This is a genomic window from Vibrio sp. D173a (assembly GCF_030248475.1).
The window spans coordinates 26,953-40,573 of record NZ_JAHGAH010000065.1 but is presented as its reverse complement, the minus strand read 5'-3'; the positions used below and the strand labels follow the sequence as shown (position 1 = coordinate 40,573).

Annotated in this window: 11 protein-coding genes; 2 read left to right on the top strand and 9 right to left on the bottom strand. The window is 46.3% G+C overall.

Annotated features, from left to right (window positions below):
- The first annotated feature begins 94 nt into the window (after window positions 1-94).
- A complete protein-coding gene (locus tag KIV40_RS07600; RefSeq protein ID WP_285348553.1) occupies window positions 95-1,108 on the top strand; it encodes a peptidase U32 family protein in 1,014 nt (337 codons plus the stop codon).
- Between the two features lie 20 nt (window positions 1,109-1,128).
- A complete protein-coding gene (locus KIV40_RS07595; RefSeq protein ID WP_041853463.1) occupies window positions 1,129-2,007 on the top strand; it encodes a U32 family peptidase in 879 nt (292 codons plus the stop codon).
- 69 nt (window positions 2,008-2,076) lie between these two features.
- Here KIV40_RS07595 and vmrA read toward each other — a convergent pair whose 3' ends face one another.
- The 9 genes from vmrA to nusA all read right to left on the bottom strand — a co-directional run bounded on the left by vmrA (window position 2,077) and on the right by nusA (window position 13,621).
- Window positions 2,077-3,423, bottom strand: coding sequence for a sodium-coupled multidrug efflux MATE transporter VmrA (vmrA, locus tag KIV40_RS07590; protein ID WP_012128817.1), 1,347 nt, complete (start codon window positions 3,421-3,423; stop codon window positions 2,077-2,079).
- A 57-nt stretch (window positions 3,424-3,480) separates the two neighbouring features.
- Window positions 3,481-3,894: a MarR family winged helix-turn-helix transcriptional regulator gene (locus KIV40_RS07585; protein ID WP_012128818.1), complete on the bottom strand. Its 414-nt coding sequence runs from the start codon at window positions 3,892-3,894 to the stop codon at window positions 3,481-3,483.
- Window positions 3,895-3,991: 97 nt separating this feature from the next.
- Window positions 3,992-4,915, bottom strand: a complete 924-nt coding sequence (gene nlpI / locus KIV40_RS07580; RefSeq protein WP_012128819.1) for a lipoprotein NlpI — start codon at window positions 4,913-4,915, stop codon at window positions 3,992-3,994.
- Between the two features lie 184 nt (window positions 4,916-5,099).
- Window positions 5,100-7,232, bottom strand: a complete 2,133-nt coding sequence (gene pnp / locus KIV40_RS07575) for a polyribonucleotide nucleotidyltransferase (RefSeq protein ID WP_012128820.1) — start codon at window positions 7,230-7,232, stop codon at window positions 5,100-5,102.
- A gap of 314 nt (window positions 7,233-7,546) precedes the next feature.
- Window positions 7,547-7,816 carry a 30S ribosomal protein S15 gene (gene rpsO / locus KIV40_RS07570; RefSeq protein ID WP_005380094.1) on the bottom strand — a complete coding sequence of 90 codons (270 nt, stop codon included), beginning with the start codon at window positions 7,814-7,816 and terminating at the stop codon, window positions 7,547-7,549.
- Between the two features lie 150 nt (window positions 7,817-7,966).
- Window positions 7,967-8,911, bottom strand: coding sequence for a tRNA pseudouridine(55) synthase TruB (gene truB / locus KIV40_RS07565; RefSeq protein WP_285348550.1), 945 nt, complete (start codon window positions 8,909-8,911; stop codon window positions 7,967-7,969).
- The gene (gene rbfA, locus KIV40_RS07560; RefSeq protein WP_005431935.1) at window positions 8,911-9,318 is read right to left on the bottom strand and encodes a 30S ribosome-binding factor RbfA; all 408 of its coding nucleotides are present in this window, start codon (window positions 9,316-9,318) and stop codon (window positions 8,911-8,913) included. Before rbfA ends, truB begins: the two co-directional genes overlap by 1 nt.
- A gap of 109 nt (window positions 9,319-9,427) precedes the next feature.
- On the bottom strand, window positions 9,428-12,112 hold the full coding sequence (infB, locus tag KIV40_RS07555) for a translation initiation factor IF-2 (protein ID WP_005530326.1): 2,685 nt from the start codon (window positions 12,110-12,112) through the stop codon (window positions 9,428-9,430).
- A gap of 21 nt (window positions 12,113-12,133) precedes the next feature.
- Window positions 12,134-13,621 carry a transcription termination factor NusA gene (gene nusA / locus KIV40_RS07550; protein WP_005530328.1) on the bottom strand — a complete coding sequence of 496 codons (1,488 nt, stop codon included), beginning with the start codon at window positions 13,619-13,621 and terminating at the stop codon, window positions 12,134-12,136.

Genomic DNA, 13,621 nt, shown 5'->3' with positions numbered 1-13,621 from the left:
ACTTTATTGCGCTAAACCTAACTTAGGTCAATTTCGCTATTCATAATTCTTCATAAAATGCGGGCACCTTTTTATTCTCTATGATTGTGAGCATATGGAACTCTTGTGTCCTGCGGGTAACTTGCCTGCGCTAAAAACCGCGATTGATTGCGGTGCAGACGCCGTATACATCGGCTTTAAAGACGACACCAACGCTCGTCACTTTGCTGGTCTGAACTTCAACGGCAAGAAGCTAGAAAAAGCGGTGCAATACGTTCATGACCGCAACAAAAAGATCCACGTTGCACTTAACACTTTTGCCCACCCGAATGGTTTTGAACGTTGGACAAACGCTGTCGACAACGCAGCGGCACTGGGTGTCGATGCACTGATCGTGGCTGACATTGCGGTACTTGAGTACGCTGCTCGCAAATACCCAGAGCTAGAACTGCACCTTTCTGTACAGGCATCAGCGACCAACGTTGCTGCGGTAGATTTCTACAAGCAAAACTTCAACGTCAAACGTGTTGTACTGCCTCGTGTACTGTCTATCCATCAGGTAAAACAGCTTTCTCGCAACATCACCAGCGATGTCGAGCTAGAAGTCTTTGCTTTTGGTAGCCTGTGCATCATGTCAGAAGGTCGTTGCTACCTGTCTTCGTACATGACAGGAGAATCACCAAACACGGTTGGTGCGTGCTCTCCGGCGAAATACGTTCGCTGGCAAGAAACAGAAAGTGGTCTGGAATCTCGTCTTAACGACATCCTGATCGATCGCTACAGCGCTGGTGAAAACGCGGGCTACCCAACCTTATGTAAAGGTCATTTTGAAGCTGAAATTGAAGGCGAGAAAAAACGCTACCACGCACTGGAAGAGCCAACCAGTTTGAACACCCTTTCTATGTTGCCTGAGCTGTTTGCTGCCAATGTCGCTTCCGTAAAAATTGAAGGTCGCCAACGTAGTCCTGCTTACGTAGAGCAAGTAACGCGCACGTGGCGTGCTGCGATTGATCGTTACCAAGCAAATCCAGAAGCTTACCAAGTAGAAGCGGCTTGGAATGCAGCATTGGCAAACGTATCGGAAGGCACGCAAACCACACTTGGTGCTTACCACCGTAAATGGCAGTAGAGGTTAAGATGGATAACTCAATGAAATACGCACTTGGTCCGTTGTTGTACTTCTGGCCAAAGCAAGACGTTGAAGCGTTTTACGAACAAGCGAAATCAAGCTCTGCGGACATCATCTACCTAGGTGAAACCGTGTGTTCAAAACGTCGTGAAATGAAACCTACACATTGGTTTGATATCGCGAAAGAACTGTCTGCATCTGGCAAACAAGTCGTGCTTTCCACGATGGCGTTATTAGAAGCGCCAAGTGAAGTGAACATCATGAAGAAGTACATCGACAACGGTGACTTCGCGATTGAAGCCAACGATGTGTCTGCGGTGCAACTGGCTTCTGAGCACAAAGTGCCTTTCGTCGTTGGCCCAGCGGTTAACACTTACAACGCGCACACGCTTAACTTGTTCCTAAAACAGGGCATGATCCGCTGGTGTATGCCTGTAGAGCTGTCTCGCGAATGGCTAAGCAATACATTGGTTCAATGTGATGAACTTGGTATTCGCAATAAGTTTGAAGTGGAAGTATTTAGCCACGGCTACCTACCACTGGCTTACTCGGCGCGCTGCTTTACCGCTCGTGCAGAAAACAAAGCTAAAGACGACTGCGAAACTTGCTGTATCAAGTACCCAACAGGTATCCAAGTAAGCAGCCAAGAAGGTCAGGAAGTGTTTAACCTCAACGGAATCCAAACTCAGTCTGGTTACTGCTACAACCTGATCAACGATCTGCCAAGTATGGAAGGTTTGGTTGATGTGGTTCGTCTAAGCCCACTTGGCCTTAGCACCTTCTCTGAGCTAGACCAGTTCCGTTCCAATGAGAAAGGCACCAACCCAGGCAAGATCCAAGACCGCCAATGTAACGGTTACTGGCATCAACTTGCTGGCTTAGAGGTGAAAAACATCTAAGCCCTACTCAGGGTTTCAAGCCAATAAAAAAGCGAGGTACTGACCTCGCTTTTTCGTATTAATATTCGGTTAAGAGACTTGAACACTTGGCTCTGGAGAGCTCTCATTCATTAACTTCTTAATATCACGCCACAACATTGTCATCACCACCAGACTCAAGGCGATGTTAGACAATGGGAACGCAATCCAAATACCCGTCACTCCCAATAACTTCGGCATGATGAACAAGAAAGGCAATTGAATCACCATATTACCAATGGTCACAAACATCGCTTTGCTGCCTTTGTTTACCGATTGGTAGTACGCCGCCGCAACCACCAAGAAGCCATCTAAGAACAGCGCAAACATGTGTAGACGGATACCGACCACTGTCGCATCAATCAGATGTTGGTCTGCGTTGTTGAACACCGACACAAATTCGTAAGGGAAGATGTTCATCAGAATAACAAACGCGACACCACCGAGAACTGACGTGCCCATTGCGACCTTCAACAGTTTACGAATGTTACTTTGGTTGCGAGCACCATGGTTGTAGCTCACTAAGGGCTGCATACCATTGGCGATGCCTTCCGCGATCAAGTAATAGACCGTCACGATATAACCCAAGATGGCGTAAGCACCAATTAACAACGCACTACCGTACTGGGCAAACAGCGCGTTATGCAGTGCGACCATCATTGAGCCATAAGCGTACATAAAGAAGCTAGACGTGCCTATCATGACAATCTTAGGAATGACATCAAACTGCATCTTCAAATCGCTGAAAGACAAGCGCATGTTGGCTCTGGAAGTAAAGAAGTACCCCACACCCAAAATCGTCACAACCATCTGCGCCAGAGCGGTCGCAATAGCAGCACCGGTAAGCTCCCAGCCCAGCCAAGCGATAAACATATAGTCGAGCACGATATTGATTACCGCGCCGATCACCATCAAGATGGTGGCTAAGTTAGGGCTATCATCATTACGCAGCAAAAACGGTAATGCAATCGAACCCAGCGAGAACACACACGCGACACTCAGGATATGCAGGTACTGCAAACCGAGCTCGTAAACACGGCCTTCAGCGCCCTGCCAGCGAATAAAGTCATCGGCGAAGAACAACAAGGTTGCCGCCACTATTGGCATCAGAGCGACTAAAAGCAATAGACCAGTTGAGAGAATGCGTTTCGCGCCCTCACTGTCTTTTTCACCTTGTTTGATAGAGGCGAGTGCGCCCGTACCTACACCCACCATCATACCGATACCGAGTATCGAGCCGATAATTGGCCAAGCAACGTTGATCCCCGCTAATCCGTCAGCACCGACATACCGACCGATAAAGATACCATCCACCACTTGATACAGACCGTTAACCAGCATGGCTGCGACGGTCGGAATTGTGTATTTCCAAAACTGTTTGTATATAGAGTTTTGCATGACTACCACCAATAGTTAGCAAAGCTAACTAAATAGATAAAAGAATAAAAAATAGGTTTAGTTTCCGAGCGCTTTATCCAGTAGCGCTTTCAGTTGCTGTGCTTCTTGCTTATCAAGTTTACGTACGAGTTGTTCAGAAATATCCTTGTATACCACTTGTTCCAAAGACATTTCAGCTATCACTTCTTCCGTTAATAGCACGCGTTTAGAGCGAGCATCTTCGTTACAAGCAATGCGCCTTACCAAGCCCTTTTTCTCCAAACGAACCACCATATTAGAAGCCGAAGGTTTGGTGACTTGAAGCTCCTCCGCTAAGTCGGTAATACGCACACCTTCTGGGTGCAGTTGAATCACTCGCAAGTAATCAAACTCATTAAAACTCAGGTGCGAAAGTGGATCTTCTTTGGCATAAACACGCCACGCTTTGGCACAAAAGCGTTCTAAATCAATCAGGCTTTTTTCTAATGCCATTATGCTTTGCCCATTTAGTTAGCAAGACTAACTATTTTAGTGAAGCCATCCAAATTCTTCAAGCACAAAAAAGCCGCTCTAGTCGAGCGGCTTATGGTTATTTTTCTTCTTGTTGCTCTTGCTCGGCTTTGAGCTTAGCAAGTTGTTCTTGTTGCAACTGATCGTAGATTTGCGCCAACTCCAAGAAAGAGTAACGGTGCTCTACGTATTCATAAACGTTGAAAGAGATCGCCAGCTTGTACAACGAGATCGCGTCAGCAATATCACCCTCGAGTTGGTAACGCTTACCAAGGTAGAAGTAAGTTTCTGTTAAACGCTCAGCAAGGCGGTAATTCTCACGCGTGCCATCCATGATAGCTTTTAGTGCGGCATCATCAGACACGTCACGCAGCATGATCGCAACTAAAACCCAGCCCCACTCTTCACTTCGGTCGCGCTGGTAACGCTTCTCTAGGTTCGCTTTCGCTTGCTCAGGGTTTTGCTCTGCTTCGATGATGTAAAGCCATAGTGCACGGAACGGGTCACTCGGCATTTCTTCATAATGCTTAGTCATGTCTTCCAGAGCTAGGTCGATACGACCGCCGTAATACAGGGCAATTGCACGGTTACGCTCTGCGTATGAATTCTGTGGCGCGAGCTCTAATGTCGAATCGAACGCTTCGTAAGCCGCATCAAACTCGCCAACTTGAGTGAAATACACGCCTAGTAGGTTAAAGATATCTGGTTGAGCTGGATTCAGTTGTAGAGACTGATTGAAGTCCAAACGAGCAAGATCACGCAGGCCAACACTGTCGTAGTAGTTACCACGCTCGTAATGCATCTTAGCGCGAACTTCATCACTCAGGTCTGGACGCTGTAAAAGCTGGGAAAGGCGCGCAATCTGAACTTCTTGTTGCACGCTTGGTTGTAGCGGTACCGCCATCGGAGGGTAAATCCACTGTTGTGCCGATTGTTGAGAGGTATTAGCACAACCGGTCAGCGCGATAGCAACACATAAACTTGCGGTTTGAAACCATTTCACTAATTGGTACTCCTGTTTGGACCGCTCAGGGTCTGTTTCTCTTTATGCACTATAGGCTAGTTAACTTCGCTTGAAGCAATAATTGGTGAAACAGGCCAAAAAAAAAGGGGAGCGAAAATGCTCCCCTTTTATAGCATGCTTTCAGGCTCTTAAGCTAATAAAAGACCAAAAGTCGAAACTTAGATTACTCGCCTTTTGCTTCAGAAGCGTCGTTTGCTTCTTCTGCTGGCTTCTCTACTGCTTCTTTCATACTTAGACGTACACGGCCTTGACGATCAATTTCAAGAACTTTAACTTGAACTTCTTGACCTTCAGTTAGGTAGTCAGACACTTTCTCAACGCGTTTTTCAGCGATTTGAGAGATGTGTACTAGACCATCTTTACCTGGAAGAACCGTTACGAATGCACCAAAGTCAGCTAGACGTGCAACTTTACCAGTGTAGATACGACCTACTTCAACTTCAGCAGTGATCTCTTCGATACGGCGGATAGCTTCTTTCGCTGCTGCACCTTCAGTTGCTGCAATCTTGATAGTACCGTCGTCTTCGATTTCGATAGTTGTACCAGTCTCTTCAGTTAGAGCACGGATAACTGCACCACCTTTACCGATAACGTCTTTGATCTTCTCTGCGCTGATCTTCATTGTGTGAATGCGAGGAGCGAATTCAGAGATGTCTTCACGAGCACCAGAGATAGCTTCATCCATTACAGATAGGATGTGCTTACGTGCACCTTGAGCTTGGTTAAGCGCAATTTGCATGATCTCTTTAGTGATACCTTCGATCTTGATGTCCATTTGAAGTGCAGTGATACCAGTGTTAGTACCTGCTACTTTAAAGTCCATGTCACCTAGGTGGTCTTCGTCACCAAGGATGTCAGAAAGAACAACGAAGTCGTCGCCTTCTTTAACAAGACCCATTGCGATACCCGCAACAGAAGACTTGATTGGCACACCTGCGTCCATAAGAGCAAGAGAAGTACCACATACAGAAGCCATTGAAGAAGAACCGTTAGATTCAGTGATTTCCGATACAACACGTACTGTGTATGGGAACTCATCAACAGAAGGCATTACTGCTGCGATACCGCGTTTAGCCAGTTTACCGTGACCGATTTCACGACGCTTAGGAGAACCTACAAAACCAGTTTCACCAACACAGTATGGAGGGAAGTTGTAGTGCAGTAGGAAGTGATCTTTACGCTCACCTGTTAGCTCATCAATGATTTGAGCGTCACGCTGCGTACCTAGAGTCGCAGTTACTAGCGCCTGAGTTTCACCACGAGTAAATAGTGAAGAACCGTGAGTACGAGGAAGAACACCAGTACGTACGTCAAGCGCACGAACCATGTCTTTTTCACGACCGTCGATACGTGGGTTACCAGCGATGATGCTGCGACGTACCACTGTCTTCTCTAGATCGTGGAAGATAGTGTGGATTTCTTTTGTGTTTGCTTCTGGATCTTCAGCAAGCAGCACTTCGTTAACTTCACCAGCGATCTCGTGGATGCGGTCGTAACGAGCCATCTTCTCTGTGATTTGGTAAGCTTCAACCAGTTTTGCTTCAGCAAGTTCAGCAATCTTAGTTACAAGCGCAGTGTTCTCTGCTGGAGCAACCCAATCCCAAGCAGGAGTAGCAACTTCAGCTTTGAATTCGTTGATTGCTTTGATCACAGCTTGTTGTTGATCGTGACCGAATACAACAGCAGATAGCATTTCTTCTTCAGTTAGGTTGTCAGCTTCTGATTCAACCATTAGTACTGCAGATTCAGTACCCGCAACAACTAGGTCTAGCTTAGATGCTTCTAGTTCAGTGTTGCTTGGGTTAAGTACTAGTTGACCGTCGATGTGACCAACACGCGCAGCACCGATAGGACCGTTGAACGGAATACCAGAGATAGCTAGCGCAGCAGACGTACCAATCATTGTTGGGATGTCTGGTTGAACGTCTGGGTTCACAGATACTACTGTTGCAATAACTTGTACTTCGTTTTTGAATGCATCTGGGAATAGTGGACGGATTGGACGGTCGATTAGACGAGCCGTTAGCGTTTCACCTTCAGAAGGACGACCTTCACGCTTGAAGAAACCACCAGGGATTTTACCTGCTGCGTAAGTACGCTCTTGGTAGTTAACTGTTAGAGGGAAGAAGTCTTGACCTTCAACCGCTTCTTTTTTACCGACTACAGAAACGAATACTGCTGTATCGTCCATAGTAACCATTACTGCAGCCGTAGCTTGACGTGCGATAACGCCAGTTTCTAGAGTAACTGTGTGGTTACCGTACTGGAACGTTTTAACAACTGGTTTTTCGAACATTGTTATTCCTTGTTTCCAAGCGCATCGATTGATTTGCTTAGAGAGTATTGATTGATACCCAAGGCATTACGAATCGCGACTAGTGAAAACAAACTGACATAGCGCGCAATTCGCTTTTAATAGTCGCGACCTTTTGGTCGACGTGGTTGACTGTAATGCAATGAGTCTTTGTGAAAATCTCAAAACGAGATTTAGCCGCGTGTAGTATAACGGCATAAGTTTGATTTGGCTAAGCCATAGCAGTGAAAATAAGTAACGGGCAACAAAAAAGGGGCATAAAGCCCCTTTTAGACAAACTGCTATGCAGTCGCTGATTAGCGACGTAGGCCTAGACGCTTGATTAGGTCTTGGTAGCGAGCTAGATTTTTACCTTTTAGGTAATCTAGAAGCTTACGACGACGAGAAACCATACGTAGAAGACCACGACGGCTGTGGTGATCGCCTTTGTGTGCTTTGAAGTGACCTTGTAGGTGGTTGATAGAAGCTGTAAGTAGAGCTACTTGAACTTCTGGTGAACCAGTGTCGCCTTCGCCTTGTGCGTATTCTGCAACGATTGCTGCTTTAGTTTCTGCATTCAGAGACATAATTCTCTCCTAATAAGAGTAGGTTTAAAGTTGTAGCAGCCAATCTCTGATTCAGCCGCTACGCGAAGCGCGAATTATAGGGAAGTTTCCTCACCCGCGCAATATAAAAATACCGGCATTATCGCCGGTATTTTCTAGAGCTTAGTGAAGTTACTCTTCGTCGCGGAAAACCACCAAACGTTTTGGTGCCACTTTTCCATCGTCGTTCACTTCAGCAACGCCAATAAACAGCTTATCTTCACCAGAAGTCATACGAATTGGCGTACCCTCTGGCGCACCCAGTACCTGCACTGGCATACCGTGTTGTACTAAGTTGGTTAGCTCAGCGTTTAGGTTTACCTCAGGCAAATCTTCAACGGCAGTGTCCATTGGCAACAGCAGTGGATCAAGCAACTCTTTCGGTGCTACTTCATCGCGATGTGCTTGCTCAAGTAACTCATTAAGTTGTTCTAGCGTCACCATTTTTTCGTATGGGTACTTAGCAACACCCGTACGACGAAGCATGGTCACGTGTGCACCACAACCAAGCATTTCACCTAGGTCATCAACGATAGTACGGATGTAAGTGCCTTTCGAGCAGTGTACTTCCATCTCAACTTCGTCACCTTCAAAGCGGTGAAGTATGATTTCGTATACGGTGATCTTGCGAGATTCACGTGGCACTTCAATGCCTTTACGAGCGTACTCGTACAATGGCTTACCTTGGTATTTCAATGCAGAGAACATTGAAGGTACTTGGTCTGATTCACCACGGAACGTGTCGATGCACGCTTCTAACTTCTCAAGGTTCACGTCAACTGGACGCGTCTCTACCACTTCGCCATCAGAGTCAGACGTATCAGTACGCTCACCCAACTTTGCGATTACGCGATAGCGTTTGTCTGAATCCAACAAGAACTGAGAGAACTTAGTTGCTTCGCCTAAGCAGATTGGCAACATGCCCGTCGCTAGTGGGTCCAATGCACCCGTATGACCTGCTTTTTCAGCAAAGAAAATACGTTTTACTTTTTGCAGTGCATCATTGGAAGAAATACCTGTTGGTTTGTCCAACAAGATAACGCCATTAATTGGACGACCTTTACGACGACGAGCCATTACTCTTCCCCTGCCTGATCTTCTTCACGACCTGAATCTTGTTGTTTACGTTTATCTTCGTTAACAACTTCAGAAACTAGGTTCGACATACGCATACCTTCTACTAGTGTGTTGTCGTAGTAGAAACGGATTTCAGGCGTTAGACGTAGGCGAATACGCTTACCAAGCATCATACGGATGTGCACTTCGTGCTCACGTAGTGCTGCTAGGCATGATTCTGGCGTTTGCTCACCCACACATAGGAAAGTAACGAATACTTTTGCGTAAGCAAGATCGCGTGACACTTCTACGTCTGAAATCGTAACCATGCCTAAGCGAGAGTCACGAACTTCACGTTGAAGGATCATCGCAAGTTCTTTTTGCAGCTGCTGTGATACGCGCTGCGTGCGGCTAAATTCTTTTGACATATTCATTCTCTTAAATAGAAAGAATGGGGGGATGGTCAAGCCAGCCCCCCATGGTGTATTCAACAACCAATTACTGTTTGTCTTTCAGACGGTTAGTAATTTTAGTCAATTAGTCTAGAGTACGTTTGATTTCAACGATTTCGAATACTTCGATCTGGTCGCCAACGCGAACATCGTTGTAGTTCTTAACGCCGATACCACACTCGTAGCCATTCTTAACTTCTTGAACGTCATCTTTAAAGCGACGAAGTGATTCTAGCTCGCCTTCGTAGATAACAACGTTGTCGCGTAGAACGCGGATTGGGTTGTTACGCTTAATTAGACCTTCAGTAACCATACAACCAGCGATTGCGCCCAGTTTCGGTGACTTAAATACGTCACGTACTTCAGCAAGACCAATGATTTCTTGCTTGAATTCTGGAGCAAGCATACCGCCCATTGCTTGTTTAACTTCGTCAATCAATTGGTAAATGATTGAGTAGTAACGTAGGTCAACGCTTGCTGCTTCAATCGCACGACGAGCAGATGCATCCGCACGTACGTTAAAGCCAAGGATGATTGCGTTTGAAGCTTCTGCAAGAACTGCGTCAGTCTCAGTAATACCACCAACGCCAGAACCAACGATGTTCACTTTAACTTCGTCAGTAGACAGTTTCAGTAGAGAGTCTGCGATTGCTTCTACAGAGCCTTGTACGTCAGCTTTCAGTACTACGTTTAGTTCAGCAACTTCACCAGCAGTCATGTTAGAGAACATGTTCTCTAGTTTAGATTTCTGCTGACGAGCAAGTTTCACTTCACGGAACTTACCAGCACGGTAGTTCGCTACTTCACGCGCTTTACGCTCGTCACGTACTACTGTTGCTTCATCACCTGAAGATGGTACACCTGAAAGACCTAGGATCTCTACAGGGATAGATGGACCAGCTTCTGTGATTTCTTTACCTAGTTCGTCACGCATTGCACGAACACGGCCGTATTCTTGACCACAAAGAACGATATCGCCTTTGTTTAGCGTACCTGATTGAACAAGTACTGTTGCTACTGGACCACGACCTTTGTCTAGACGAGATTCAACAACAACACCAGATGCCATGCCTTCTGCTACAGCTGTAAGCTCTAGAACTTCAGATTGAAGAAGGATTGCTTCTAGAAGACCGTCGATGTTTGTACCCTGTTTAGCAGAGATGTGAACGAACATGTTCTCACCGCCCCATTCCTCAGGGATTACGTCGTATTGAGCTAGCTCATTCTTAACGTTGTCTGGGTTCGCGTCTTCTTTATCGATCTTGTTCACAGCAACAATCAGAGGAACGCCTGCCGCTTTCGCGTGCTGGATCGCTTCAACTGTTTGTGGCATTACGCCATCGTCTGCTGCAACTACAAGAACAACGATATCTGTCGCTTGAGCACCACGAGCACGCATAGCAGTAAACGCCGCGTGTCCAGGAGTATCAAGGAACGTGATCATGCCGTTGTCAGTTTCAACGTGGTAAGCACCGATGTGCTGTGTGATACCACCCGCTTCGCCTGAAGCAACGTGAGTACGACGGATGTAGTCAAGTGTTGACGTTTTACCGTGGTCAACGTGACCCATGATTGTTACTACTGGAGCGCGTGGTACTGCTTCTGCGTTTGTATCACGATCAGATAGTACTGCTTCTTCCAGTTCGTTCTCTTTACGAAGAACTACCTTGTGACCCATTTCTTCAGCAACAAGTTGTGCTGTTTCTTGGTCGATCACTTGGTTGATAGTCGCCATAGCGCCCATCTTCATCATTACTTTGATAACTTCTGTCGCTTTAACCGACATCTTGTTAGCAAGTTCAGAAAGAACGATTGTCTCACCGATTACTACGTCTTGTTTTGCTACAGTCGCAGACTTATCGAAACCGTGTTGCATTGAAGTTGGCTTAGCAAGTTTGCCTTTGTTACGGCCTTTGCCACCACGTTGGTTACGACCACCGCGTGATTGCTCTTCTTTTGCTGGTTTCTTCTTCTTACGACGAGCACCACCTTCTTCTTTACGGTCAGCTGCATCTTCAGCTTCACGAGCGTAACGAGAAGTAGTTACGTGGTAGTCAGAGTTTTCAAGCTCTTTCTTTTTAGTCTCTTCTTCAGACCAACGAGCTTCGTTCTCTTCTGCAAGTTTACGAGCTTCTTCAACTAGCTTAGCCGCTTCTTGCTCAGCTTTACGTTGGGCTTCTTCTTCCTGACGACGCTTTAGCTCGTCAGCTTCTTTCTTCGCTTGCGTATTAGCATCCGCGTTTTTTGCATTCATTTCTTTCTTAGCCTTATCAGCTTGTGCGCGTTTTGCCTTTTCTTCAGCTTCACGTTTTGCATCCGCTTCACGTTTCGCTTTCTCATCGGCTTCGCGCTGTGCTTTCTCTGCAGCTTCACGTTTGGCTTGTTCTTCAGCCTCACGCTTCGCAAGCTCTTCAGCTTCACGTTTTGCTGCTTCCTCAGCCTCACGTTTTGCGTCGTCTTCGATAGTGCTGCGCTTCACATATGTGCGCTTCTTACGCACTTCTACTTGAACATCCTTACTTTTGCCGCCACCTGCTGCAACACTTAGCGTGCTACGAGTCTTACGTTGAAGCGTCAGTCTAGTAGGTTCAGATTCGCCCGACTTATCGCCGTGCTCTTTCTTCAGGTGAGAGAGAAGCTTTTGCTTCTCTTCATCCGATACATGGTCAGAACTCGCTTTGTTCATGCCAGCGTCAGCAAGTTGTTCCATTAAGCGGTCGACTGGAGTACCAATCTCTTCACTCAGAGCTTTAACTGTTAATTGTGTCATGCCGCTTCCTCCTTGCTGATATTATGCTTCTTCGCCGAACCAACAGATGTTACGTGCAGCCATGATAAGCTCACCTGCGCGTTCTTCTGTCAGGCCTTCAATACCTTCTAAATCGTCGATACCTTGGTCGGCTAGATCTTCTAGTGTTGCTACACCTTTTGCTGCCAACTTGAATGCCATCTCACGCTCTAGACCTTCAAGGCCTAGTAGGTCTTCAGCAGGCTCTAGACCTTCAAAAGACTCTTCTTGCGCTAGAGCAATTGTCGTTAGTGCGTCTTTCGCACGGCTACGAAGTTCTTCTACAAGCTCTTCGTTTAGGCCGTCTACGTCTAGCAGTTCATTAACTGGAACGTATGCGATTTCTTCTAGCGTTGAGAAACCTTCTTCAACAAGCAGTTGAGCGAAGTCTTCTTCAATGTCTAGGTACTTCATGAAGTTTTCGATAGACGCTTGAGACTCTTCAGCGTGTTTCTTCTGAAGATCTGCCACAGTCATTACGTTCAGTTCCCAACCAGTTAGTTGAGATGCTAGACGTACGTTTTGACCGTTACGACCGATAGCTTGCGCTAGGTTGTCAGCTTCAACAGCGATGTCCATTGAGTGTGCATCTTCATCAACGATGATAGAAGCAACATCAGCTGGTGCCATTGCGTTGATAACGAATTGAGCTGGGTTATCGTCCCAAAGAACGATATCGATACGCTCACCACCAAGCTCACCAGATACTGCTTGTACACGTGCACCACGCATACCAACACACGCACCTACAGGGTCGATACGCTTGTCGTTTGTTTTAACAGCGATCTTAGCGCGAGAACCTGGATCACGTGCAGCGCCTTTAAGTTCGATGATTTCTTCAGCGATCTCTGGCACTTCTACACGGAACAGTTCAGCCAGCATTTCTGGCTTAGAACGAGTGATGAACAGTTGGAAACCACGCGCTTCAGGAGCAACTTTGTACAGAAGACCACGAACACGGTCACCTGGACGGAAGTTTTCACGAGGAAGTTGGTCATCACGTAGGATTACCGCTTCTGCGTTGTTACCAAGATCAAGTACAACCGTCTCGCGGTTTACTTTCTTAACAACACCAGTGATCAAATCACCTTCGTTGTCGATGAACTGTTCTACGATTTGCGCACGCTCAGCTTCACGTACTTTTTGTACGATAACTTGCTTAGCAGTTTGCGTCGTAATACGGTCGAATGTAACCGATGGGATATCGTCTTCTACGAAATCACCTAGTTGAATGTCTGCATCTTCGTATTGTGCAGCTTCTAGAGAGATTTCTTTTGTTGGGTTTTCAACATCTTCTACAACCAACCAACGGCGGAATGTTTCAAACTCACCCGTTTTACGGTCGATAGCTACGCGTACATCGATTTCGATTTCGTACTTTTTCTTTGTAGAAGTTGCTAGAGCAATCTCAAGAGCCTCAAAGATACGCTCACGAGGTACCGCTTTTTCGTTCGATACCGCTTCTGCTACCGCTAAAATTTCTTTACTCAT